Here is a 22,424-nt window from a genome sequence, read left to right as displayed (position 1 = left end):
TTATATTATCGGTACGTTTACCGAAATGATTATAGAGGTGGTGAAAAAATGGGCGATTTATTTAAGCCTGGCGAAGACAACAAACCAAAAGGGACATATAAAGAAGTAGGTCCTCAAGGTGGCAATGTGTCTGGCGGTAGAGAGGTAAAAATTGATCAAGGGGATAGACTACCTCCAACTACCAAAAAAGGAAACAAATGGAAGAAAAAATAATTTCTTTCGGAGCTGATTTTGATTAATCAGCTCTTTTTCATTTCAAAAAAAACTTAAAAAGCGGTCTTAGTGTGAAGGAAGGACAGCACCGTTCTTCCCAGCCCCCACTTCACACCTTTTAGGGGTAGGGGGGGTACCTTCAGTGTTCTGGATTGCCATAAAATTTAACTACACAAGACTTAGGTTTAACCTTCTTAGCTCCACCACTACGCTCCGGATGCTCTGCGTTATGGCAAGCAGGACAGATGCACTCAAGGTTATCAGCAGACCAGAACAATGTCAGGTCCTCCCTTGCCTCTACCTTGTGATGGATGATCGTGCCCTTAGTAGTCAACCCTCTGCGCTTGCACTCTTGGCACATACCGTAGTCTCTAGCTATCACTACTTGTCTAAGCTCTCGCCATCGCTTGGTCTTGTATAGTTTATCTATCTCGTCGCGTGGTCGTGGTTCTACCATTTCTCACACACCCAATCAAAGTAATCCCGCCACACCCTACACTCCGTCGCATAGTCCATCTGATAGCCGTGGTTATATTCGTATCGCTGCACAATCAATCCTATCCTTTGCTTTGAGTATCCGGGGAAATCATTAGCAAACTCTTGATGCTTGGCCTTGAGATAGTTTAGGTAGTCGGTGTAGGTCATGGTGTCGCCTCCTTAGGTAAATTAATAGACAGCCCGAAGACTGTCTGTGGTATGTATAGACACCGTACTGGACTACCGCCTCCAGTCGTGGCAAACTCGTGTATCAAAGCCTCACGCAGGCAACTTGCCGTATCCCTAGCAAGTCCAACTTAATGTTAAGCAACCTACCCCATTCTGGGACCCACCGTTCTTCCATGCCTGGCGGTTGGGAATGCTCGGTTGCTATGTACGCAGACTACTTCTTTTCCCTCTCGGTATTTCGCTTCGCCTGCTATTAAAGACTATTTTAACGCTCCTTCGATTCTTTCTTTCGCAATCTCAAAATACTCATCGTCTAACTCGTAACCGATGAAGTTTCGGCTTAGGTTTTTACACGCCACTCCGGTTGTACCACTGCCCATAAATGGGTCCAAAACTGTTGCTCCTTCATCAGAATTATTACGCAAAAAAACATTCAGTAAGCTGATAGGTTTTTCTGTTGGGTGCAACAACTTAGCTGATGGCACTTTGGGGAACTCCAGCACGTCAGGCAAACGCTTTTCACGGAAAATACTTCTTCCTTTATGCCCGTATAGGATGAACTCATGCTTTGGGGCATAAGCTCCCCTCAAATCACCGCTGCCATGGTTATTTTTATTCCATACAATTATGTTTTTAAGAGTGAAGTGTTTCTGAAATTCCGTCTTAAAGAAATCAATATGGTGCCAGCTACAGAAAACATATAGCGCTGTGTTGCTTTTTAGAACACGCTCGTACTCAGCAAAGGACTGTTCTATGCAGTACTTGCCATTAGCGACAGTATCATTTTGAATAGGCATAAAGCGTGTTGATGCCGGCCGCCTATTGCTTCTGTAGTCCATTAAATACGGAGGATCAGTTAGGATCATATCAATACTTCCATCTGGAATATCTTTCATCAACTCTAGGCAATCGCCTTTTTTTTAACGTAATCAATTTATTGTTCCTTTCCGCTACAAAAAAGGCAACACAGTTTCCACTGCATTGCCGAATGGTCTATAGTGCTGTATCAATCTCAATGTCACTGGAGTGGTACTGCCCCACTCATGGTTGCCTAAGCATTAACCTAGCACGCATGCAACACGTCTTCTACTTCCGCCACAGTGACATAAACCGCCGGCCGTTTGACAAATGACCAAAGGAGTGACATTTTCACATCCTTCTGATTTTTATTTAGCCAGCGGTTAATGGATTTGAATTGAGGCGCATCGTTAAAATATATCCAAAGGAGGAAACCGTGTCGTTTGTGGTCGCCTCATTCAAAATCCTACAATACCATTTTGAACTTATATTAAGCGGAATACTACGCGTTTTATTCTCAACTTGCTAAAATTCCCCGTTCGATCGCTAATGCTTCCATAATCTTGTATCGCTTCCTGTAGATACTCCCTGTCGAGCAATGAGTCAATTTGCCAATATCAACCCATCCTAGGTAGTTTGACTTGCCCCACAGGTATTCATCCACAATCGCTTGCAAGTCGGCATTCAGGCTGTCGTACGCCCTCGTGATGTCGCTGTAAAGCTTCGAGTAGTAGAGGTAGCTCTTATTGTCCTCTCGCTTGATTAAGTCTGTCAGAGCCTTCTCTGTGTGGCCTGTGGTGCCACGTATCCATGCGTTAGCGTCTTCTGGCTTCCATTCGTTTGCTAGTAGTATTTCCGCAATCAATTTTGGTATTTTGTGATAGCTACGGAAGTCTTCTTCCAAACTTGCTAACTTCGTCTTGCTTAATTCTGCCAATCACTTGCCCTCCACTCTTAGCTCCCCAAGTTTCATGTTCCCCGTTCCGTCCATCTCTACTGGCACAACCACTCTTGGCTCATCGGGAGAAACATTGTCTAATAAACCGTATTTCTCATAAAGTTTATTGACCATTTCGATATTGTGGACAAGCGTTTCCGTCCTATCAAAATCTTCTTGTGTTAAAAGATTATCCCCACATTTTGGACAAGGTTTATTGAGTAAGTTTGGATAGTCCTCGTACTTAACCGTCATGTCTTGATAATCGCAATTTGGGTTGTCACATTTAATCCCATAAATGTTTGTTTCGATTGCTTTCATATTCTCACTCCACTTCATGTATGTCCCTTATCTAACATCGATTTCAGGTACCAAGGCACTTGGTTTGATTGTGATTTTAAAGTTATACTTGTTTGTTTCTTGCCATTCAGTTTGCTCGACAATATAAACCGTTGTCGGAGAAAGTCCTAGAAAGTGCTTCTGAAACTTGTCTTCCCCTGTTTTTGCAGTAATTTCTAACTGGTTATCGTCTGTATCAGCTTTGATTGCAAAATTACCTTCCACGGTGTATAACACTTCGTCTGATACAGTATTTATAAACGTAACCTTTCGCATAACTTTGAAATTATCAGCGTCTTGGCTCAGATTACTAGATGCAACATCTGCATCATTGCAACCAGCGAGTGCAAAGAGTCCGATAACCATACTTGCTAAAACCAATACTTTTTTCATCATTCTATCTCCTGTCCGTTTAATCGTCGTTTAGCAGCCTGATGTGAGTACAGGCTCACTCATCGCCTTTAGCTGTCTAAGATTTATATTCGTCTGACGATAAACTAAAATCACCAGTTTTCTGTCAATTGCCTTTAGATCAACGTATTCAAAAGCATCTTCCGGATATTTCTTGTTCTCGTCTTGAAAAAATGCAGATATATGGACATCATATGGTTGGGTGTTAAACTCTTTAAACTTAATCATTTTTATCCTCCAATAAATCACTATTTTCGTATATGTTGCCTAATACTTCGTACTCCACAGGGGTGATAGACGAATATCCCCATTTCGTAAAAATGTTAAATCCAATGTAATAAACAAGGTCTCCATAGTTTTCTTCGTATCTCTGCTCCCCCAGCGTTATCACTCGCTGCATTCCGTTTTCGAGCACAATATCGTTCTCGTAAATCTCCACGCCATTCTTGTCTTTCAGGCCGGTGGATTGCATGAGGCTAAATGTCTCAGAATGCGGAGCATCATCAAATAGCCTGCTTAGACCTCGAAACTCTTTCAGCTCTTCCCAATCAACCATGTGCGCTTTTTTAAGTACGCTTTCCTCAAACCACGCTCTAAACTTAATCATCCTTCGCCCTCCTCTGTCGAAATTCCCCATTCCGCAAACGCAGCGAGGACTTGATTTTCCTCTGAAATGCTCAATTTCTGTAATGCCTCAATATGTTCTGGGATTTCCTCACTGTACTCTTGCCAATTGTCGTTGATATTGTCGTCAACAAGACAATATACTGTTACCATCGCTGATACACCTAATTTAGGAGGACACATTTTCTTTAGATAATCCAACACGACCTGCTGATCGTCGGTGAGATTCCGACCAAGCAGAAGCTCACCGATACGGTTAAACTCATCTAGCGTGTAGCGCACGTCCTTGACTTGGATGTATTGTTCTGGCTCAGTGAAGCTCTTGAATCCCAAAAGAGAAGCTTGTTCATCGGTCAAAGACACATCAGTGTATTTTTCTTCTCTCATTCCTCTACCTCCAATTTCCGTCCGCACATCGGGCAATAGTTAATGTTTCCCCAATCGTTATCGTTCCATTCGCCCGGGTCATATTCGGATTCAAGATAATACGAGCTTTCGCCTTGTCTAATTACCAAGGAAAAGTTAGAGTTGCTGGTATCATTGAGTGGTTCACCGTGCTTGCAGTATTGACACCCTTTGTTATTTTTGACGTTAATCAGTTCAAGCTTTGCATTGTATAAATCAGCATTCATTTTGTCATACTGATTCGGATATACGTTCATCCCTTTATGACTTTCAATTCGCAAAGGTTCAAGTTGAGATAACGCTCTATCGATATAACGAATAGAATTTTTTATTTTATCGTTCATTCCGCTACCTCCTCCAAATTAATCATCGCTATATGCTCAACTGGTATCAATTGCGTACTAGTAGGCCCATCGTGAGAAATCACTTGATACTTCATAGCTTCCGAATATCGTCTGGATTCTGCCTGTAATGTTGTATTGTGAAGCATGATTTCTGCATTGTTCCCGTCTTTTAACCAAACTGTCGCTTTTATATTCATTCTGCTACCTCCTCCAGATTACCCAAACATACATAACACGTAGCATTGCTACCGTCTTCATCACAATACATATCGTTTCCACATTTCGGGCATTCGCCACACCAGTAATCGCTCATCCCATTGCCTCCTCAAACTTAACAATTTTTGTGCCTACTATATCCCGGTATGGTTTAGCGTAACTCCTTAAAATATGAGCTTCTAAATCTTTCGCCATTTCGCTAGTAGTGAAAGCCCCGTAAAATTGCCATTCTGTATGATTTTCCAAAAGATAGAACACAGCGTGTAATATCATTCCTCTACCTCCGTTAAATCGGGTTGTAATTCGTCAAGTAAATCTCGGATTACGCCGCCGTAATTTGAACAAATATCGCCCATTCGTTCTTTGTACTGCGGGATAGATGGATTAAACCATCTTGCATTTTGAATGTTCGTACTCAAAGCTAAACTTGTTCCGGAGTTGTAGTCTTCTACATAGTAATATTTACCAATTTTAATCACTTGTTGTCGTCCATTCATTCCGCTACCTCCTTAACCGCTGTCCTGATAATTCTCACTCTAATCGCTTGGCTCAAGTTAACCGATTCGTTATCTGTTTTTCTGTACCAACCAACATTATTTTTTGTAATAGCTTGCACCAGTTCCATAGCACCAGAGTGAAATTGGAAATTTGAAAGAACTATTGTTTCAGCATTTTGAAACTCTGCTACAACTTGCCAGTAATGTGTCATACTTCCTCCACACTCCCCTCAACCAAGACTGCTACTGCTTCGGCTTTGGCTTTGTCGGCAAATTTGAATACTGTGGTGTCAGTTTTATCCGTATGACCGTCTGGTGAAAGTGGATTATCGTTCGTTTTGTAAATATTAGACCACCATGTGAAATAAAATTCACATCCAGCATCCTCAAACTTAACTACCCACTTTGGTTCCTTAACTGTGTAACCGTCTTTCATGTGGACTAACAAAGTAATTCTTTCGTGCTCGCCATCTTTCCCACCTGCGTTAATCAACCAGTCATAAAACTCATTACCCGTCGTTCCTTCTAAATCATCATAATCAGCTATGGAGTTTACACACGCTTCCCAAATGGAATAATCTAAAATATCTTTATGCTGTTCATACCAGTCTGCTACGAACTGGGTAACTTCTGGTTTTACAGGTTCATCAAGTTCACTAGCTAAATCTACTGCAATTCCTTTCATGGTATTAAAACCATTTTTGAAACTATCACTAACAGCTAAATCACATACATTCCTCGCTTCAATTTTTTCAATCAATTCTTGTTTATTCATTGTTTTGCTCCTATTTCAAATCTCTTAACCTTTCAACATAACCAGCATTTACGAAAAATAGTTTTAGCCATTGCTTAGCTATCTTAGATGCAAGTTTCGACCCTCTTCGATACACTGAAATATAGGAAAGTACAGATTCATCAATCGGTTGCATTTGATTATTTTTCATTTTATATCTAATATCTATACTGACTTTTTCAATCAATTCTTCTAGTTTATCCATGCTGCTTTTCCTCCTGTTCCAAAGCCCAATTGGCATAAGCTTGTAGGACTTGTGCAAATTCCTGCTGGGATAGCTTTTTATACGCAGCAACCATTGCTGTGATTTCTTTGCTTTCTAAGTCACCAACGGCAGTCAAATTTACGTAAAAGTACAAGTTGCTAAGAACTGACTTGATGTATGAATCAAAATGCTGGTTCTTCAACCACTCCAACACGACCTGCTGATTATCATTGAGAGAATGTGGTCTTAACGCTTGAACCAGTCTATTAAACTCGTTACCAGTATATGATTTGCCTTCAATGATGATCTTTGCTTCTGTTGGCACAAAAGAATTTGCTGTAATTTTCATTCTGATTCCTCCTCTATTTCATACCAGCCCCAATCAAGATAATTGAACACGGCTTCTTTTGCTTTTTTATCAATTTCTTCATCGGTGGCGTCGTCATCGACTTCAATTTCCGAATAAATGTCATTGCCACCATCAGCATTTATCCAAGCACTGATTTTTCTGGTCATTCCGCTACCTCCTCTAAGTCAACTTTCTCACTCCTTTGCCGTCAGCGGACTAGATTGTGCTAATTTCATCAACGTTGTAAATGTTGTACCAAGTAGGCAAATAGTCATGTTTTGTGAACCAATTTAGAACCAATAATTCTAGCTCTTCTCGTTTCATCTCATCCATTTAATTCATTCCTTTCTATATTGCTATATCTGTTTTCAGCTCATTAAATAGTCAATCCCGCAAAATCCTGCTACAATTTAGCTGTGCTTGGCGGAAAACAAGCACATTGTTCACTGTGAGGCAGCGAGTGGTCTGCTGCCTCTAATTATTTAAAATATTTTTGTAATTGTTGTCCGACCCAACGTCCCATATCAACTGGCACAGCATTGCCTATCTGTCGATACGCATCATTATCTGTTCCTTCAAATTTAAACCAGTCTGGAAATCCCTGAAGCCGTTGGTATTCCAAAACTGTGTATGGTCGTATTCGATTTCCATCATCAACTAATCGAGTGCTACGATCTTTGGCATAATGCGCCACACAGGTGGGAGCTTTACCTTCTCTAGTTGTGATAATAGGTTTATCTCGATATCCGCCATTCAACCGTTTATAAACATATTCAGGTATATGAATTTCTGGATCATCTTCTAAAATATCCCCAACCGTCACAGGCATTTGATCAATAGCAAGCGGATATTCTAAATTATTGAATGGTTTTCTAGTGCCAATCACAATCAGTCTTTTTCGCTCTTGCGGTAGCCACCAGTTAGCGTTTACTGGACATTCTACTCTGACATAGTAATCTGGCAGCTTAGTCATACACTCCATTACTACTTGAAATTTGCGCATCCCTGGAACGTTCTCAATTACGTAAGCCTCTGGTTTTGCTAAAACAATGTGGCGAAAAAAGTGTAAAAATAGATCATCACCAGTTCTTGTTCCGCTAATGTCAGCAATGTTGGAGTACCTAGTGCATGGGAACGTACCAATATATACGTCAGCGTCCTGTTGATCCAAAACAGTAATTTGAGTAATATCACACTCATTGACATGATGATCAAAATTCTTCTGCAGAGTAGCAACCGCTTTTTGATCAATCTCAAATGATTCCAGGATGTTAATTCCTGCATCTAACATGCCTAAATCCATACCACCGGCACCGCTAAAATAGCTTTTTGCTGTTATGTTCAACTTTCTCACTCCTTTGCGGTTACTTCGCAACTTCTTTAAACAGTGATCGTAATTGATATGCCGACTTATTTGTTTGACGGTAAACTAAAATCACTAGTTTTCTGTCAATTGCTTTTAGATCAACGTATTCAAAAACATCTTCCGGATATTTCTCGCTTTCGCCTTTAAGAAAAGCTGTTACGTGGACATCGTATGGTTGTGTATTAAACTCTTTAAACTTAATCATTTTCAACCTCCCTAATCCTTCCAACGATCAATTTCAACCACAGATATATTTTTAGTAGGTTGCGAATTTAAAGTTCGAATGTATACTTCTCCAACTTCTAAACGCTTGGAAATTTCTGGTATAGACCCTTCAACTCTTCGGTTGCCTTTTTGGTACCGATATTTCTTGTTTCTGCGTTCGTATTTGTAGCCTTGTATAATACCGTTGTTCTTTCGCACCTCTTTATTAAAAACGCTGATACTTTTATCCAAAAATATAGCTGCTGCACTAGTTGATTCAAAGAATCGTTCTTCGCTTGTATCAATATCTGTTAATCGCACAGACATATCTATTGTTTTTTTAGTTTTAGGCTTCTTCTGTTTCATTTCTAATTGTTTCAAATGTCCAAATTCTTTAAACAATTCTGCTAACTTATTTTTCTTGTCCTCTTCCGATAGATCACTATCTAAGATTTCACACTGCATCAAAACTATTTGGCGCTTCTGTTCTTTAATCGTCATATTTGTTCACCTCAAACAATATGGCGTAATCATCAATATCTAAATTACGTGCAATATCTCCCACGGTGCGTAGATTCACCCCAGCACGTTTTTTGCGTGCTGTTTCGTAGGATTGCCGTAATTCAATATTTTTATTTTTAACGTGCCAATCCACGTTGTCCAAAAAAACCTCGATTATATTCTTAGTAACTGGACTTGCTAAGTTTCGATAACCAATATTTAAAAAATACTCTTCGATATAGTGCAATTCCGATTGATACTTTGTTATTCCTTCTATATTCCGCGCTTCGTCTAAACTGATATGCTTAAACGTGCGATTATCCTCGTCTGATACAAGTGCGGAATAATCGTTGTAGTAGATTTTAATCATGAGTGCCTCCTTCCAATATGCGTAGTGCATCTTCCACACTTCTAGCTACACCATAAATAATTGGTTGGCGCTTTAAGAATTCTCCAAACTGTGTTTGGTCTGGTCTTAATTTTCCTGTTTCATTTTTCACTTCAATAGCAAAGAATTTACCTTCTTTAGTCCAACCAAACAAATCTGGCCACCCTTTTGGCAAGCCGGTATCAAACCAACGACCGTCCATCATTTTTACTTTGCCCACATTGCCGCGGTAAACGAAATGACCATATTTGGGTAATTCTCTGCGAATAGCATTTTGAATTTCGATTTCTGCTGTCATGAATACCTCCTAAAAAGGGGTGTATGGTTTATCTAAAAAGGTGCATAGTTTAAAATCGCTGAAACACTTGATATAAAAGGGATTAAGCAAAATTGGTGAATGGTTGCATAGTTTTTTCGGGTTGCTTCTCTATTTTTATATATTTCCTTATTTATTATTTTTTTATTTACTACTAAGAAAAACTATGCATACTATTCACCAATATCGTCTATCCATTGGCGCTCTAAGGATAAAGCGATGAATAGTTTATCAAAAAACCATGCACCAACTATGCACCAACCATTCACCTTTATCGTTTGTGAAACAAAAAATGTTTCACACGCTAACATACGTTCGATTTTATAAACCAGGTACATTAATCGAAAACTCTCTATACTGTTTCTTTAAATCGACGCCTAAATAACTCATTCCAAACTTGCTTTTTTTTCGTTGAAATTTATCCGCAATCTTCTTTCCAAACTGCGTTTGCGTAAAAGAGTGTTCGTTCATTTCTTTAGCCCACTTGTCATAGGCTTTGAACAAATCAGTCGCACCTATTATTTTTCCAGGTCCTGTTTCGCAACATTGTTCAATAAAGCTTCCGATAACATCCATTTCTTGCCGATATTCCATGGTGGCCTTTTGAATTTCTGCAGGAGGTTTCAGTCCCTCTCTCTGCCACATTAAGCATCCTTCGACTGCCCAGTTAAAAATTCCTGGTAGTTCACGCATGAGTTTTTCTTTTAAATTTTTATCGACTTTTTCTAAAGGTATTTGCACTGTGAATGGAATTAAAGGTAATCTTCGCCAAATACCGTCGTCATTCCCGCGAATAATCGGCTTGTGATTCGTTGCTAGCCAAATCTTGTATTTTGGCTTGTAGTCAAATACGTGTCCGCCTTTAAAACTAGCGGATACACTGTCTCCGCCTGTTAGCTGTTTGATTAATCCTTCATCAAGGCGCACGCCTTCGTTTGGCTCACTACTTGTGACTAAACGAGCGCCATCTAATCGAGCGATATCTTCGTTATGACCACTACTTCCGCCTTGCTTCACCATCAAACTGCTTGCCTGCATACCCATTGCATAAGTTCCTAAGATTTCAGAAATAATATCGAGAAACACCGATTTACCATTTCGACCATTTCCAAAAAGAATGAACATAACTTGTTCTCGAACGGATGCAGTCAATGAATATCCGACAGCTTTCTGAATGTAATGAATTAAATCTTGGTTATTATCAAAAATCTGATTTAAAAACAATTCCCATCGTGGACAATCTGACTTATCTGTGAATTCGGCATTGGATATTCTTGTAAAAAGCTTATTAATATCATGTTCTTGTAATGTTCCATTTGATAAATCCAAATATCCATTTTGCGCATTGAACAACATATCGTCACTATCGAATTCTTCTGGCAAGGCTGCTACATTATGCTTTAGCTCTCTCATCATTGCTTCTTTCCCTGCATTGTTACGCGAACGTTTTAAATGCTTTTCTTTTGCTACTAAATAATCTTCTTGTTCTTTTTCCGTGGCATCCTTAGGAAATTCAACTGGTTCGTTTTTGAAAATTTCTATCGTTTGATCTACCCATTTTCGAACCGCACCGATGTTATCTTGTTCCCAATTTTTACCGTTGTAAAAATACCAAATTTTGTTAACATAACTGTATTTTGTCAATGTGCCAAAAATATCTAAATAGCGTTCTGCATTCCCAGTATCATCATAAGAATAGAATTTTGTTTTCTTGTCATCTTTAGTAATCCCGGGTATTGAAAGAAAATAATCGTCAGCTTTTTTCTTACCAGCATAGTGATTCGTGCTTTCAGAAATGGCTTTGTTTAATAGGCCAATTCCGTATGTCGTCTTTCCGCGTTTTTTGTCGTATTTATCACGCATGAGCGCTGACATTCTAAATATTTCATCCATTTTATGAAAATCTCCAGCAGTCCAAAAAGCTAAATCATTAGCAAAAGCCATATCAGCTTCTGATTGACTGTTATACATTTTCTCCCAACCGCCATCGAGAAATAATTTGATACGATTGCCTGTGGAAGAACTTAGAGCCGTTTGAATAATTTCTTGCACAGATAAATCATTACCATCTTGCCAATTGCTTGAAAAATTTCCTTGTGTAATTTTTTCATTTTCAAGATATCTTTTATAAAGAAATTCCATTTGTGGCTCTGGTATTTCACTTACTTCGTTGTTATTGCCGAAAAAATTACCTGTTATGGCAAAAAAACGGCCATCCGTGTACATTTCAACGTTTTTTTTCCTTCTACGCTCACCAGGAATTTCAGCTTTTCCGATAATGTGAACACCTTTACCAGACATAGAAATTTCAGAATATGTTTTTGTTGAATTCATAAAAACATAAACAATATTATTTTCTACATCCCCGTTCAGGTAACGCTCTAAGTCATCACCTATATCGTCTAAATCAATACCTACATAAGGTGGTTTAAAATAAAACGCTAAGCCATCTGCGTTAAATTTTTCAATAGCAGAGAGAGCGGTCTGAAAATCAGACCACGTACTCTCATCTGTGCTACTTGCTAAAAATCCAGTGTATGGATTGTGTGGTTTCTTCTTCCACTTTTCTCTGTCCTCGTCCCATTCGCGTTTGTAAATCCCCCATTGATTTAATTCACGAAGTTCTGAGGGAATGCGTTCGTAAGTCATTAGAACGGAAGATCATCATCTTGAATGTCGATTGTGCTTGTTGGGGATTCGGCTGCATCTTTAAAACGATGTTGCAGACTTGGATATTCACTCGCACCAAATTTTTTGATATTTGTGTTTTCGTATTCTTTGCCGTTATATTCCGATTTTTCATTTTTCACACGTACTTTCGCAACACGTGTAGAAAAATCATTTAAAAAGTCTTCGAAGGAGCGATAATCTTTTCCGTCCGGTAAACCAAACGCTTTTGCTAATGCCATTACCATCCCCTTGTTGTATTTGCCGTTATCTTTTGATTTCCATACACGGTGAAAAAGATGACTATTTTTATATTGTTGATTCACATCATTGCGAATAATTAAATCAAAATTTATGAATTCTGCTCCTCCTTTTGTCGCATCTTCATGCGCATTAAAGACAACTACTTCATAATCTCCGTCTGCTACCGTTCCGAATTCTTGCGCTTCACTATAATCAACTTTAAATCCCATTTTCTATACCTCTTTCTTTTTTAATAAAATGTATTTGTTGCCCAAGTTGGTAATTGGGGTATTTCTTGTGATTTTTTAAATGCCCAATCGTATGCCTTTAAAATTCTATCCACCGATATTTTGCACGTTAGCGAAAATTCCTCTAATTCATGTAATGAATATTCTTTCTTGTGATAAGCGGTTAATGAACCGAACATTTTAAAAAGCGAATTTCCCTTTCCTTCAACTTTCACTTTTGCTTTTGCAATTTCATAATTGTATTCAAGAGATTGTTTCGTAGAATATTTTTTTCGTGATAATCTAGCCAATTTTGCTTTTTCAGCGTTTAGTTCTATCATTTCCACTGTTTTATCAAATGTGACAGTTTCTTCTTTTTCCTTTGTCTTTATTTCTTGCATGCAGAATGGGCAATGTGGTTTATCATCTATTTTCAATAGACTTTTTAGCAGAAATTGTTGTCCGCATGTCGTGCAAGTGATTTTGGGCGGTTCACTACTTATGCTATTTTTCTTCTTGCGTCCCTTGATTGACCATTCGAACTCGTCAGTAGGTAAACCTAAGTTGGCACCATTTCCGACATGATCTAAAATGATAGATGTCTTATTTGGTCGGTATCGCATACCGCGCATGGATTGTTGTAAATGTAATACGATTGATTGCGTTGGCCGACAAAGGATAATCACACCCACATCTGGTACGTTGAACCCTTCGCTGATTAAATCTACGTTACTTAATACAGTGATTTTTTTATTTTTGAAATCAGCCATGATTTTATCTCGCTGTTTTGATGGTGTTTTACCATCAGCGTGTACAGCATATATCCCTGCATCGTTAAACCAATCAACAATTAATTTACTGACAGCAATCGTAGGCGCATAGACAATAGCTTGCTTGCCGTCAGCGTATTTCAGATAATTTTTAACGATATCACCTTGAATAGTGGCGTCCGATTCGAAAAGTTCTGCTGACGATTCTGCTTCGCGGGTTGCATTTTTAAAATCTACTTTTGAACGATCAATTAATGGGATAGAAAACCATCGATAAGGTGCTAAATTATGGTTGTCTATCAGCCACTGGATGCTTGGACCTTCCACCATTTCTTCATAGATATCAGTGAACCCTTCCCCGTTCATGCGCCAAGGCGTGGCGGTAAAACCTAATCGAGGTATATCAGGGAAATGGTCATAAATTTCTTTGTAGGTTTTTGCTTTCCCATGATGCCCTTCGTCCGTCACAATTAGCGTTGGTTTCCGCATTGTGTGGAGGCGATTCTTCGCCATGACAGCAGAAAGGATTAACACTTGCGAAAGTTTTACCTCATTTTCTTCCAGGGTTTCTCGGATGTTATCTAGCAACTCCCTCCTGTGGGCTAAAAACAGCACGTACCCGCCTTTTTCTGCAGCCATGCGAATAATTTCCGCTATAACTACTGATTTCCCACTCCCTGGTGGCGATTGAATCAACACGCCGACTTTCCCATTAGCTAGATGTTTTCTGCTTTCCATCACCAGTCTGTTTTGATACGGCCTTAGCTGATACATCAATCCCACCACCAATCAAAAACAATTCTTCTGCCGGGGTAGCTGTCCGATTATCTAAACGATTTTTAGCGTATACAGCATCGTTTCCCTCTAAGATAATGCCGCGGTTACCTGTATCCGGATTGATAATCATACGCCCGACAATATCTGTTAAACCCATTAAATTATCACGAACGCTATCTCTAATTTGTGGTGCATATTGGTTAAATGTTTGACCACGTTCAGTCGTGATTTCACGTTGATTTTCCCAAGCCGTCACTAAAATATTGATATCTTTTAGCAGATAAATTGTGGTCATGATTCGAGCAAAATAATTCGTCCATTGGCTGTAATCTTGGATCTCATTTGAAATGCCGTTTTTTGAAGTTCGGCCACGTTCGACAAACCAATCCTTTTCAAAACTTGAAATATTATCAATTACCAAATTGTCATAGTTTTTAATTAAATCTGACGCTTCATTGATAAACTTTGTGATGAATTCGTGAGGGTGAACGCGGTCAAATTGAATAATATCGACGTTTGGTAAACCGGCTAAAACCTTTGTCGAATCATCCATATCAAGAACAACCGTATTTCCTTTTAAATATCTCGCTAAAGAAGTTTTGCCCGTGCCTGGTTTTGCATAAATCATAATGCGCCAGTCTTTGTCGCGTTTTAAGTCGGTTGCTTTTTTGATTTCCATCTAACTTTTCACCTTCACTTTCACTTCAATACCCTTCACCTCAACGGTAGTATTCGGAATCGCCACGCCATTGTCGTCAATCAAGAGACCTTCTTCGGTGACATGGTAAATCCCATCAGCGATTAATTGTTTGATGTCGTTTTGGATAGGTCTAAGGATGGTTTCTTCTTTAATCAATCCTGGATGTTCTTCAAGCATGTAACGTTCAAAGCGCGCCTTTTCTTCTTTTGATTTCGGCAAATGAAGTTTATAAGTCGCTTTATTTTTCAGATTGGGATATTTCTTTGAGATGATGAAACTTTCTGTCTCAATAGCTTCCATATCGCCGAGTAACATTTTTTGGAGTTCAATAGCAGCGTCGATTTGTTTTTGTGTCTCCAGAAATTCTTGCGTCTTATCGTTTTGTAAGCTCACAATTTGTTCGTCATACCAAGCGAGGGATTGTTTTTGTTCCATTTTCATTTCCTCAATGCTTTTTGTAATCTCTTCTAAGTTCATCGCTCCACCCTCATTTCCATGTTAAATGGCTTAACAAAGCCGTTATCACGGAACCAATCGAACAAGGCTTCTTTGATTAGTTCTTCATATTCACCTTTTGACATGACTTCTCGTAATTCTTCATTCGCTTCGCCTGCGGTTAACTCATCCACATACTCTTGAACAAAGCGTGATAAGCTTTTATCTGATAAAATTCCATCAGCCGCTACATAATAAGTCTCTTCTTTAAAAATTTCTTCCCCGTACATATCGAATAAAACTGGTTCATTTTTTGGCGGTTCTAATGTCATGTGGTATAATTCCTCCTATAGAGATATTTTTTTGACTAGCTTAGTTTGGTAGACGGGGCTAGTCTTTTTTTGGCTCATATTCTAGTAACTCGCTTAATGATATTTCTAGATAATCGCAGATTTTTTCAAGCGTTTGGTAAGATATGTTTTTGTTTCTTTTGTAATAAAAATTAGTTAAAGTGGTTCTGCTAATTTCTGTTTCAGTAGATACCTGAGAAATTTTAAGTAATCGTTCACCTAATATTCTCGAAAAATTATTTATCAACCCTTCTCACCGCCTTTCAATTTGGCATAGAACCTTTTCTCAATATATAAATAATTTGACTACGATCGATTGAATGAAAATCTGCAAAATCTAATGTGGCAGAATAATCCATAAATGTAATTGCGATTCCGACAATTCCGAACCTTGTTTCCCACATCCTAGTCAGCCTCGTCGCTGGCTTTTTATTGTCTTCACGCTTAATAAATCCCCTTCTCAACATCAACAATATGCATGCGATAGCCAATCAATGCAGATACAATTAAAGCCGCAATAATCACAATCACAATTAGCGTTATATTTAAGTTGATACTTCCTAACCAGCTAAACATAGCTGTAACCATGGCTACGACAACTGTAAATAGTATTAACATTGAGCATTTATGTTTTGTCATGTTTTCACCTTATTTCTGGTTTTTTTATCTAACCTTTCTTTGATATACTCACTTTAGAAAGCGAGGTGAAAATATGAATTCCGAACGCATTGAAGAAATTCTGTCTAAAAATGGGATAGAACAATCAAAAGAACTTTCACTTGCACTGGAAGAAATTTTGAAAGCCTATTCTAAAGATCGCCAACATGTCGATAATGTTCGACAAGAAATCCAACGCCAAGACCGCCAAGACTTGCGTAGACAAGGCATCCGTTAGACAGTAAGTTGATTGTGCAAGCTATTTTTTTATGGCTTGTGCAATCATTTTTTTGTGAATTTCGGAATACACATAGTCATCTAGCTTAAAATTGCTGTGATAATAATCATTCAAAGTCTCGACGGCTTCGTCGTAAGTTTGACATTCTGCTAATAATTGGCTTGCGATACTCTTGATTTCGGAATCAACCAATTCGTTAAGCTCTTCAAATTGCGCTAAAATCTTTCGTTTCATTCGTTCCCCCTCCTCTCCACGATCATGGCCGCTGCTGCTATCAACGCGACTACCAGGCCGCCGATTAGCCAGTACATTTCAGCACCTCACTTGGTGTCGGTTTTTTCGACCGATACCGGCTTGCTTCCTTCCACCGCAGATACCAGATAAACGTGCCGATGTGGATGAATGTCACGCCTGGTCGCATGATTCCTTGTTTAAATTCCGGAATGCTGTCCATCTCTTTTAGATAGTCGTAGAGTGTGGACTTTTTCAGCCCATTGAACCGTATCATCAGTTCTTCTGGACGGTCCCACTCCGCAGCGACTTGCTTTGACTCAACGCTATGGATGAGTTCTTTTAGTGTTGGTTGCATGGTTAGGTCTCCTTTCTAAACTCTTGCTTCAGGATGTTTTCTTCTTGGTTGCTCCTTGCTACTCGCAATAGCCTGGAGCACTTTTTTTATTTCTTCTGGTGTTCCTTTGATGATTAGTTCCATGGTTAGGCCTCCTTTATTTTAAATACAACTCGCTCACACCTAATAAATCAGCAAGATTAACAAGGGCTTCTTTGTACGATTCTTGTAAGTCTTCAACAGTTGCGACTTTTCCGTCGATTGTAATGTTTTTAGCATCACTCAATTCAAACAAATCTTTTAGAACATCAATTATGTTGTCATGTTCAATCATTTTGATTCCTCCAACAAGAACGAAATATCATCTCCGTGTTTTTCTGCCGTTTCGGCTTGTTTGTCAGTTATTCTCAATTGATAGCTTTCAAAATCCGATAATTCTAAGCCTTGAACAAAAGATTTAGCCTTTTCAAAGTCAATGCTGCGGATATCTAAATAACTTGAAACGTCGTACTCAATGCCTAGTTTTGTGTAAATCCCACGAGTTAGATGCCCTGTTTTTTTGGAAAACAATTCGTTAGATACTCTTTTACCGAAAAGGTCATTAACCAACTTTGCAGACTTTTTACCGACTGCACTTTTTAATTTTCCTGCTTGGCGACGTGTGATTTTGTTTTCATCTTTCATCATTTCAAATTGCTTTTTCGTCTCGTCTCTCATCTCAACCATTTCATCTCTTACTTCAATAACTGCTGTGATGACTTCTTGCATTACTTTGCTTTGGTCATCTTGCCGTTGGAGTGTAAATTGCAAGACTTCCAAGCCTTTGTTTTCTTTGCTTAAAACTGGCGTGTTATCCATCGATAATCTCTCCTTCTATAATTTTTGTTTTTTCATTCGGAATGATTTTCCGCATTTCGCTTACCCAAAAATCAACGCTGTTTACGACTTCGGAAAGCTTGTTTGAGGCTTCCGTATCGTACAAATCATTGATAAGTGGTTTAAATCTGAGACTTGCCATTTTCGTGTCAAAGAACGTTTCAATTTCTCGCATTAAATCGTTAAATTCGATCGTCGCTTTTACACGCTGGTCAATCGATTTTTCCTTTTGTTGCAAAGCTTTGATATTAGCTTCAAGCGCTTTGGCGCTTTCGGTGTTCTGCTCTAGCAAGTCATACTGCATTTTCTTCATTTTCAAATCGTTGCGGACTGATGAGAGCTGTTTTTCTAGTTGCTCGTTAGTCGTTTTCAGATTTTCATAATCAGCAGGAATCTTTTCCACGACAACTTTTTTCTCGATAACTTGCGGTTCTTGTTCCGATAAATCGTCAATCATTCTTGCTTGTGTGGCGATTTGCTCATCTTTAGCTTTGAGTTGTTTCTTGAGTTCCTGTAATTCTCTGACGGTCATTTCATCAGGCGTTTTAGTTTCTCCCTTTTCTGTAACGTGTTCTTTTGTCCGTTCTTCTTCTGGCAGTGTGGTGATAAGATAGAGTGCAGTTGTTCCTAAATTCGTCAACGTTGAAGAATATGGGATTTCTTTGGCTACTTTCATCATTCTGTTTGCTTCTGGATGATTTATCCCAACTGTTTCAAGCCACTCTCCAAACTCACCATGTGCCAAATCATTCTCTTTCACATAATTCAAGCGTCTACCGATTTCCCAAATTGATTGACCCGCAATCTGCTTGTAGGAATTGATTTCAGCGGTAATGACGTTGATATCGCTTGATAGCGATAGTTCGTTCATTGGTTAACCTCCTCTTTGTGCATTTTTGGAACAACCACAGTAAAAAAATATTCGGGGAATACCTCTGAAATTGGAACTCCTAATTTTTCAGCCAACTTACTTGCCTCGTCGAGTGTAATAGAAATTTTTCCAAGTTCTCGTTTGCCATACTGCTGGGCAGTAACACCGATAACTTCGCCCATCTCGCTTTGGTTTAGTTTTGCCTTTTTTCTAAGGCTGTATAGGTTCATGTGCATTTTTGGAACACCTCCTCTGCCAATAATATACCACGTGCATTTTTGGAACGCAATAGTTTTCACTTATTTTTTTTACAAAATAACTAAAAAAAGTTTATTACAATATAAACGATGTTTTTGTTGCATTTTTGGAACAGAAGCCTTAAAATTAAGTCATAAACAAAAGGAGGTGTGTCAAATGAGTATTTTTTCTAAAGAATTAGATAGACTTATGAAGCAATCAGATATGTCTAACGAAGCTTTAGGTGAACTGGTTGGCGTCAATCGAACAACCGTTTCTAGGTGGCGTTCCGGAGAAAGAAGCCCTAAAATGGCGAAGCTATCCGAAATTGCCGATGTATTTAATGTTGATGCACGTATTTTCGTTGGTGAGATGCCGGTGTCAGACATCTCCACCATCTATAATCAGTTAGATCAAAAACGCCAAGCGAAAGTTTACAACTTTGCTGACCGTCAACTAAGAGAGCAAAATAAAAAGGTTGTTCCGCTAGTCGGTCAAACAGCCGCCAATCCAACCGAATTAACTTATGGTGATGAAACTTACGACGAAACGGTGGAAACCAACGTGCCTAAGTCAGCGGATTTCGCCCTTGTTGTAAAAGGTGATTCAATGGAACCAATCTTTGCGGATGGCTCAATAGTGTTTTATAAACAACAAGATGACGTTGAAAACGGTGAGATAGCTGTGGTAGAAATCGATGGCAATGGCGTGACGCTTAAAAAGGTTTATTTTAACTATGATGACGAAACTGTGATATTGAGGTCTCTAAATGATAAATATGAAGACCGGGTACTCCATCCGGACGAAGTTCGCATCATTGGGAAAGTAGTTAAATAAAAAATACCCCAGTCGGAGTTGGCGCTCCGGCTAGGGTTAATAATTAATGTCAAAATAATTATATCAGAAAAGAGGGAAACAGAATGAAAAAAGTGTATTTAGGATTGTTTGTCGCAGCGTTTATGATTTCGGGGTGTGGAACAGCCGGAAACGCTTCGGACTCTACTACGGAATCAAGCTTGCGCAAGGAAGTTTCTAAGTTGGAACAACAAAACACAGAGTTACAAGAACGAGTAACAGCATTTGAACAACTTGTAGAAGGGTTTACTACGGAATCAGCAGAAGAAGAACAATCAGCTACTCCTACTGTATTTAAAATTGGTGAATCTGCCGAGTTTAACAGCGGGGAGAAAATTACAGTCACAGAAATCAAAGCAGATGATGCGGTAGAGTTGCAAGATAAAGAAGAAGGCGAGCATCCAGTTGTAGTCACTGCTACAGTCGAAAATACAACGTCCGCTCCTATTTCTTACAATACACAAGTCTTTGATTTATATGATGGAAATGACGAACTGGCTCGATTTGATTCCAGCACTTACTCGAACAACATCCCCCACGAGATTGCTGGCGGTAAAAAAGCTACAGTAGTGATGCACTTTGGCTCAAAACAAGGTGCGCCATACTCTGTAAGCTATGGAGAAGCTACTTGGTCCACTAATTAAATAAAAAAAACACGCCCCTCCTCCACAGACAGGCGTGTCTAACATAAATAAACCTGGCATAGGTCTATTTGCTATGCCTATTATATCAATGATAGGAGTTGATTACAATGTGGATGGAAACATTACCAGACGGCAGATTTAAATATATTGAGCGCTATAAAGACCCGTACACCGAAAAGTACAAACGCAAGTCAGTGATATTGACCAGTGACAGTAAACAAGCGCAGAAAAAAGCGCAGAAATTGCTTGATGATAAAATCGGCAAAGCGGAAATGACGGCCACCTTGTCCGATATCAACCTCCACAATCTTGTGGAAGAGTGGTTTAGTCACCATCAAAAAGTGCATCGGATACGGCCTTCCACAATCCGTGCGTATAAGGCACAGCAGAAGGTTATCTTTGATAAAATCGATAAGAATACACTGGCTAAAAATGCAGACACGAAGCTCTTCCAAACATTTTTTGATGGCTTAGACTACTCAAATGACTATACCGCAAGCATTAAATCTCAACTAAACAATATCTTTAAGTACGCTTACCGCATGGGATATATCAAAGAAAACCCTCTTGATAAAGTACAAATTTCCTACTCAAAAAAAGATGATGCAGCTCGGGAAAAAATTGAAAATAAATATCTCGAAAAAGATGAAGCTGAGAAACTAATAAAAGAACTCTACCGTAGACCCTCCACTTACCGTGTGGGCAGATTAGCCGAATTTATGTATTTGACTGGGTGTCGGATTGGCGAAGCGGTCATATTGAAACCACAGGATTTTGATGAGGATTATACCACGGTAGCAATCACTGGTACAATCGATTATGGCAACGGATTTCGGACAGCTAAGAAAGGCCCTCCTAAGACGCCAACGAGTAATCGGACAATAGATTTAACGGAGCGGTGTACTAAGCTGATAGAGCACACAATTGACGAGACCAAGCTAGATGCTTTAACAATCAGCGGCTATCTAGAGGGTGGTTATCTCTTTGTGTCTAAAAACGGCACACCAATGCCGTACAACTCCTTTAACGTGGCTTTACGTGGAGCTGGCAAGCGTATTGGTCTAGAACATAAAACACTCACGTCACATATTTTTCGCCACACGCACGTCTCGCTGCTAGCGGAAAACGGCATACAACTGACGGCTATCATGGAACGAGTTGGTCATGAGGATTCTGACATCACAACTAAAATATATACCCACGTTACTAAAAAGATGAAAGCAGACATTACATCCAAACTGACAGAGATAGGTCTTTGAAAAATTGCCCCTTTATTGCCCCTTTTAAATTATGTATTGATGATAAATAAAGAAGGAAGCCCGGTATTACAGGCTTCCTAAAGCTGTTTTATTTCACAGCATCTTTCAATGCTTTACCTGGTTTGAAAGCAGGTACTTTGCTTGCAGGGATTTCAATTTCATCACCAGTTTGTGGGTTACGTCCTTTACGAGCCGCGCGAGAGCGAACTTCAAAGTTACCAAAACCGATTAATTGAACTTTTTCACCTTTAGCTAAAGCATCTTGGATTGTTGAGAAAACAGCATCTACAGCTGCAGTAGCATCTTTCTTAGTTAAGTCAGTAGCTTGTGCAACTTTTTCGATCAATTCAGCTTTATTTGCCATGGATGATTTCACCTCCTAAAAAGAGTCTTGATGTAAACATCAATTCACAAAAATTTGAGTGGTCCAACTTTCTGTGAAAAATATTGATCAGTATCAATATTCTGATACTACGTT

The 22,424-nt window shown here is 39.1% G+C and carries 43 protein-coding genes; 5 read left to right on the top strand and 38 right to left on the bottom strand.

The window, feature by feature from the left end:
* Window positions 1-48 precede the first annotated feature (48 nt).
* On the top strand, window positions 49-213 hold the full coding sequence (locus tag AC6R0T_RS05515; protein ID WP_161999992.1) for a YjzC family protein: 165 nt from the start codon (window positions 49-51) through the stop codon (window positions 211-213).
* A 139-nt stretch (window positions 214-352) separates the two neighbouring features.
* On the opposite strand, the gene AC6R0T_RS05510 is transcribed toward AC6R0T_RS05515, so the two are convergent.
* From AC6R0T_RS05510 to AC6R0T_RS05360, 31 genes are all read right to left on the bottom strand, one after another.
* Window positions 353-574 (bottom strand): HNH endonuclease, encoded by a 222-nt coding sequence (locus AC6R0T_RS05510; protein WP_303753354.1) that lies wholly within the window; start codon window positions 572-574, stop codon window positions 353-355.
* 89 nt (window positions 575-663) lie between these two features.
* Entirely contained in the window at window positions 664-858 is a 195-nt protein-coding gene (locus AC6R0T_RS05505; protein WP_303753331.1) for a hypothetical protein, read from the bottom strand.
* A gap of 281 nt (window positions 859-1,139) precedes the next feature.
* A complete protein-coding gene (locus tag AC6R0T_RS05500; RefSeq protein ID WP_303753353.1) occupies window positions 1,140-1,775 on the bottom strand; it encodes a DNA-methyltransferase in 636 nt (211 codons plus the stop codon).
* A 419-nt stretch (window positions 1,776-2,194) separates the two neighbouring features.
* Window positions 2,195-2,614: a transcriptional regulator gene (locus tag AC6R0T_RS05495; RefSeq protein WP_303753330.1), complete on the bottom strand. Its 420-nt coding sequence runs from the start codon at window positions 2,612-2,614 to the stop codon at window positions 2,195-2,197.
* A complete protein-coding gene (locus tag AC6R0T_RS05490; protein WP_303753329.1) occupies window positions 2,615-2,935 on the bottom strand; it encodes a hypothetical protein in 321 nt (106 codons plus the stop codon).
* A 27-nt stretch (window positions 2,936-2,962) separates the two neighbouring features.
* A complete protein-coding gene (locus AC6R0T_RS05485; protein ID WP_303753328.1) occupies window positions 2,963-3,346 on the bottom strand; it encodes a beta-sandwich lipoprotein in 384 nt (127 codons plus the stop codon).
* A 30-nt stretch (window positions 3,347-3,376) separates the two neighbouring features.
* On the bottom strand, window positions 3,377-3,592 hold the full coding sequence (locus AC6R0T_RS05480) for a hypothetical protein (RefSeq protein WP_303753327.1): 216 nt from the start codon (window positions 3,590-3,592) through the stop codon (window positions 3,377-3,379).
* Entirely contained in the window at window positions 3,585-3,971 is a 387-nt protein-coding gene (locus AC6R0T_RS05475; protein ID WP_303753326.1) for a YopX family phage-derived protein, read from the bottom strand. The genes AC6R0T_RS05480 and AC6R0T_RS05475 overlap by 8 nt, the downstream gene beginning before the upstream one ends.
* Entirely contained in the window at window positions 3,968-4,375 is a 408-nt protein-coding gene (locus AC6R0T_RS05470; protein ID WP_303753325.1) for a hypothetical protein, read from the bottom strand. The genes AC6R0T_RS05475 and AC6R0T_RS05470 overlap by 4 nt, the downstream gene beginning before the upstream one ends.
* Complete coding sequence (locus AC6R0T_RS05465) at window positions 4,372-4,737, bottom strand: hypothetical protein (RefSeq protein WP_303753324.1); 366 nt, start codon at window positions 4,735-4,737, stop codon at window positions 4,372-4,374. Before AC6R0T_RS05465 ends, AC6R0T_RS05470 begins: the two co-directional genes overlap by 4 nt.
* Window positions 4,734-4,934: a hypothetical protein gene (locus AC6R0T_RS05460; protein WP_195515860.1), complete on the bottom strand. Its 201-nt coding sequence runs from the start codon at window positions 4,932-4,934 to the stop codon at window positions 4,734-4,736. Before AC6R0T_RS05460 ends, AC6R0T_RS05465 begins: the two co-directional genes overlap by 4 nt.
* A gap of 288 nt (window positions 4,935-5,222) precedes the next feature.
* The gene (locus AC6R0T_RS05455; RefSeq protein ID WP_303753322.1) at window positions 5,223-5,450 is read right to left on the bottom strand and encodes a hypothetical protein; all 228 of its coding nucleotides are present in this window, start codon (window positions 5,448-5,450) and stop codon (window positions 5,223-5,225) included.
* Complete coding sequence (locus AC6R0T_RS05450) at window positions 5,447-5,662, bottom strand: hypothetical protein (RefSeq protein ID WP_303753321.1); 216 nt, start codon at window positions 5,660-5,662, stop codon at window positions 5,447-5,449. The genes AC6R0T_RS05455 and AC6R0T_RS05450 overlap by 4 nt, the downstream gene beginning before the upstream one ends.
* Complete coding sequence (locus AC6R0T_RS05445; RefSeq protein WP_303753320.1) at window positions 5,659-6,225, bottom strand: DUF1642 domain-containing protein; 567 nt, start codon at window positions 6,223-6,225, stop codon at window positions 5,659-5,661. Before AC6R0T_RS05445 ends, AC6R0T_RS05450 begins: the two co-directional genes overlap by 4 nt.
* Before the next feature lie 10 nt (window positions 6,226-6,235).
* Window positions 6,236-6,448: a hypothetical protein gene (locus tag AC6R0T_RS05440; protein ID WP_303753319.1), complete on the bottom strand. Its 213-nt coding sequence runs from the start codon at window positions 6,446-6,448 to the stop codon at window positions 6,236-6,238.
* A complete protein-coding gene (locus tag AC6R0T_RS05435; protein ID WP_303753318.1) occupies window positions 6,441-6,797 on the bottom strand; it encodes a hypothetical protein in 357 nt (118 codons plus the stop codon). The genes AC6R0T_RS05440 and AC6R0T_RS05435 overlap by 8 nt, the downstream gene beginning before the upstream one ends.
* Window positions 6,794-6,964 carry a DUF7167 family protein gene (locus AC6R0T_RS05430; protein WP_303753317.1) on the bottom strand — a complete coding sequence of 57 codons (171 nt, stop codon included), beginning with the start codon at window positions 6,962-6,964 and terminating at the stop codon, window positions 6,794-6,796. The genes AC6R0T_RS05435 and AC6R0T_RS05430 overlap by 4 nt, the downstream gene beginning before the upstream one ends.
* 311 nt (window positions 6,965-7,275) lie before the next feature.
* On the bottom strand, window positions 7,276-8,142 hold the full coding sequence (locus AC6R0T_RS05425) for a DNA cytosine methyltransferase (RefSeq protein ID WP_303753316.1): 867 nt from the start codon (window positions 8,140-8,142) through the stop codon (window positions 7,276-7,278).
* Between the two features lie 19 nt (window positions 8,143-8,161).
* Complete coding sequence (locus AC6R0T_RS05420) at window positions 8,162-8,368, bottom strand: hypothetical protein (RefSeq protein ID WP_303753315.1); 207 nt, start codon at window positions 8,366-8,368, stop codon at window positions 8,162-8,164.
* 11 nt (window positions 8,369-8,379) lie between these two features.
* Window positions 8,380-8,868, bottom strand: coding sequence for a hypothetical protein (locus AC6R0T_RS05415; RefSeq protein WP_303753314.1), 489 nt, complete (start codon window positions 8,866-8,868; stop codon window positions 8,380-8,382).
* The gene (locus tag AC6R0T_RS05410; protein WP_303753313.1) at window positions 8,858-9,238 is read right to left on the bottom strand and encodes a hypothetical protein; all 381 of its coding nucleotides are present in this window, start codon (window positions 9,236-9,238) and stop codon (window positions 8,858-8,860) included. Before AC6R0T_RS05410 ends, AC6R0T_RS05415 begins: the two co-directional genes overlap by 11 nt.
* Window positions 9,231-9,554: a VRR-NUC domain-containing protein gene (locus tag AC6R0T_RS05405; RefSeq protein WP_303753312.1), complete on the bottom strand. Its 324-nt coding sequence runs from the start codon at window positions 9,552-9,554 to the stop codon at window positions 9,231-9,233. Before AC6R0T_RS05405 ends, AC6R0T_RS05410 begins: the two co-directional genes overlap by 8 nt.
* A 339-nt stretch (window positions 9,555-9,893) precedes the next feature.
* Window positions 9,894-12,221, bottom strand: a complete 2,328-nt coding sequence (locus tag AC6R0T_RS05400; protein WP_303753311.1) for a phage/plasmid primase, P4 family — start codon at window positions 12,219-12,221, stop codon at window positions 9,894-9,896.
* Window positions 12,221-12,712, bottom strand: a complete 492-nt coding sequence (locus tag AC6R0T_RS05395) for a DUF669 domain-containing protein (RefSeq protein WP_303753310.1) — start codon at window positions 12,710-12,712, stop codon at window positions 12,221-12,223. The genes AC6R0T_RS05400 and AC6R0T_RS05395 overlap by 1 nt, the downstream gene beginning before the upstream one ends.
* Before the next feature lie 20 nt (window positions 12,713-12,732).
* Window positions 12,733-14,217 (bottom strand): DEAD/DEAH box helicase, encoded by a 1,485-nt coding sequence (locus tag AC6R0T_RS05390; protein WP_526159876.1) that lies wholly within the window; start codon window positions 14,215-14,217, stop codon window positions 12,733-12,735.
* Entirely contained in the window at window positions 14,192-14,935 is a 744-nt protein-coding gene (locus AC6R0T_RS05385; RefSeq protein ID WP_303753309.1) for an AAA family ATPase, read from the bottom strand. Before AC6R0T_RS05385 ends, AC6R0T_RS05390 begins: the two co-directional genes overlap by 26 nt.
* On the bottom strand, window positions 14,936-15,433 hold the full coding sequence (locus AC6R0T_RS05380; RefSeq protein WP_303753308.1) for a hypothetical protein: 498 nt from the start codon (window positions 15,431-15,433) through the stop codon (window positions 14,936-14,938).
* The gene (locus AC6R0T_RS05375; RefSeq protein ID WP_303753307.1) at window positions 15,430-15,723 is read right to left on the bottom strand and encodes a hypothetical protein; all 294 of its coding nucleotides are present in this window, start codon (window positions 15,721-15,723) and stop codon (window positions 15,430-15,432) included. Before AC6R0T_RS05375 ends, AC6R0T_RS05380 begins: the two co-directional genes overlap by 4 nt.
* Window positions 15,724-15,781: 58 nt before the next feature.
* On the bottom strand, window positions 15,782-15,988 hold the full coding sequence (locus tag AC6R0T_RS05370; RefSeq protein ID WP_303753306.1) for a helix-turn-helix domain-containing protein: 207 nt from the start codon (window positions 15,986-15,988) through the stop codon (window positions 15,782-15,784).
* 16 nt (window positions 15,989-16,004) lie between these two features.
* Window positions 16,005-16,145 (bottom strand): hypothetical protein, encoded by a 141-nt coding sequence (locus AC6R0T_RS05365; RefSeq protein ID WP_303753305.1) that lies wholly within the window; start codon window positions 16,143-16,145, stop codon window positions 16,005-16,007.
* Window positions 16,146-16,185: 40 nt separating this feature from the next.
* Window positions 16,186-16,359 carry a hypothetical protein gene (locus AC6R0T_RS05360; RefSeq protein ID WP_242595811.1) on the bottom strand — a complete coding sequence of 58 codons (174 nt, stop codon included), beginning with the start codon at window positions 16,357-16,359 and terminating at the stop codon, window positions 16,186-16,188.
* Between the two features lie 94 nt (window positions 16,360-16,453).
* Here AC6R0T_RS05360 and AC6R0T_RS05355 point away from each other — a divergent pair, with 94 nt between their 5' ends.
* Complete coding sequence (locus tag AC6R0T_RS05355) at window positions 16,454-16,636, top strand: acylaminoacyl-peptidase (RefSeq protein WP_206903451.1); 183 nt, start codon at window positions 16,454-16,456, stop codon at window positions 16,634-16,636.
* A gap of 21 nt (window positions 16,637-16,657) precedes the next feature.
* Here the strand turns inward: AC6R0T_RS05355 and AC6R0T_RS05350 are convergent, their stop codons facing one another.
* From AC6R0T_RS05350 to AC6R0T_RS05325, 6 genes are all read right to left on the bottom strand, one after another.
* The gene (locus AC6R0T_RS05350) at window positions 16,658-16,870 is read right to left on the bottom strand and encodes a hypothetical protein (RefSeq protein ID WP_016172320.1); all 213 of its coding nucleotides are present in this window, start codon (window positions 16,868-16,870) and stop codon (window positions 16,658-16,660) included.
* Window positions 16,871-16,934: 64 nt separating this feature from the next.
* Window positions 16,935-17,225 (bottom strand): hypothetical protein, encoded by a 291-nt coding sequence (locus AC6R0T_RS05345; RefSeq protein WP_303753303.1) that lies wholly within the window; start codon window positions 17,223-17,225, stop codon window positions 16,935-16,937.
* Between the two features lie 136 nt (window positions 17,226-17,361).
* Window positions 17,362-17,538 carry a hypothetical protein gene (locus AC6R0T_RS05340; protein ID WP_303753355.1) on the bottom strand — a complete coding sequence of 59 codons (177 nt, stop codon included), beginning with the start codon at window positions 17,536-17,538 and terminating at the stop codon, window positions 17,362-17,364.
* Window positions 17,535-18,062, bottom strand: coding sequence for an ORF6C domain-containing protein (locus AC6R0T_RS05335; protein ID WP_303753302.1), 528 nt, complete (start codon window positions 18,060-18,062; stop codon window positions 17,535-17,537). Before AC6R0T_RS05335 ends, AC6R0T_RS05340 begins: the two co-directional genes overlap by 4 nt.
* Window positions 18,055-18,951 carry a DUF3102 domain-containing protein gene (locus tag AC6R0T_RS05330; protein ID WP_303753301.1) on the bottom strand — a complete coding sequence of 299 codons (897 nt, stop codon included), beginning with the start codon at window positions 18,949-18,951 and terminating at the stop codon, window positions 18,055-18,057. The genes AC6R0T_RS05335 and AC6R0T_RS05330 overlap by 8 nt, the downstream gene beginning before the upstream one ends.
* The gene (locus AC6R0T_RS05325; protein WP_526159797.1) at window positions 18,948-19,250 is read right to left on the bottom strand and encodes a helix-turn-helix transcriptional regulator; all 303 of its coding nucleotides are present in this window, start codon (window positions 19,248-19,250) and stop codon (window positions 18,948-18,950) included. Before AC6R0T_RS05325 ends, AC6R0T_RS05330 begins: the two co-directional genes overlap by 4 nt.
* A 115-nt stretch (window positions 19,251-19,365) precedes the next feature.
* Here AC6R0T_RS05325 and AC6R0T_RS05320 point away from each other — a divergent pair, with 115 nt between their 5' ends.
* From AC6R0T_RS05320 to AC6R0T_RS05310, 3 genes are all read left to right on the top strand, one after another.
* On the top strand, window positions 19,366-20,025 hold the full coding sequence (locus tag AC6R0T_RS05320) for a LexA family transcriptional regulator (RefSeq protein WP_303753299.1): 660 nt from the start codon (window positions 19,366-19,368) through the stop codon (window positions 20,023-20,025).
* 83 nt (window positions 20,026-20,108) lie between these two features.
* On the top strand, window positions 20,109-20,687 hold the full coding sequence (locus AC6R0T_RS05315; RefSeq protein WP_303753298.1) for a DUF4352 domain-containing protein: 579 nt from the start codon (window positions 20,109-20,111) through the stop codon (window positions 20,685-20,687).
* Between the two features lie 107 nt (window positions 20,688-20,794).
* A complete protein-coding gene (locus tag AC6R0T_RS05310) occupies window positions 20,795-21,946 on the top strand; it encodes a tyrosine-type recombinase/integrase (RefSeq protein ID WP_303753297.1) in 1,152 nt (383 codons plus the stop codon).
* A gap of 88 nt (window positions 21,947-22,034) precedes the next feature.
* Here AC6R0T_RS05310 and hbs read toward each other — a convergent pair whose 3' ends face one another.
* Window positions 22,035-22,310: a non-specific DNA-binding protein Hbs gene (hbs, locus tag AC6R0T_RS05305; protein ID WP_016172327.1), complete on the bottom strand. Its 276-nt coding sequence runs from the start codon at window positions 22,308-22,310 to the stop codon at window positions 22,035-22,037.
* Window positions 22,311-22,424 lie beyond the last annotated feature (114 nt).

The organism is Enterococcus sp. S86.2 (assembly GCF_059834485.2).
The sequence above is the reverse complement of the archived record's forward strand: the minus strand, read 5'-3'. Positions and strand labels throughout refer to the sequence as shown.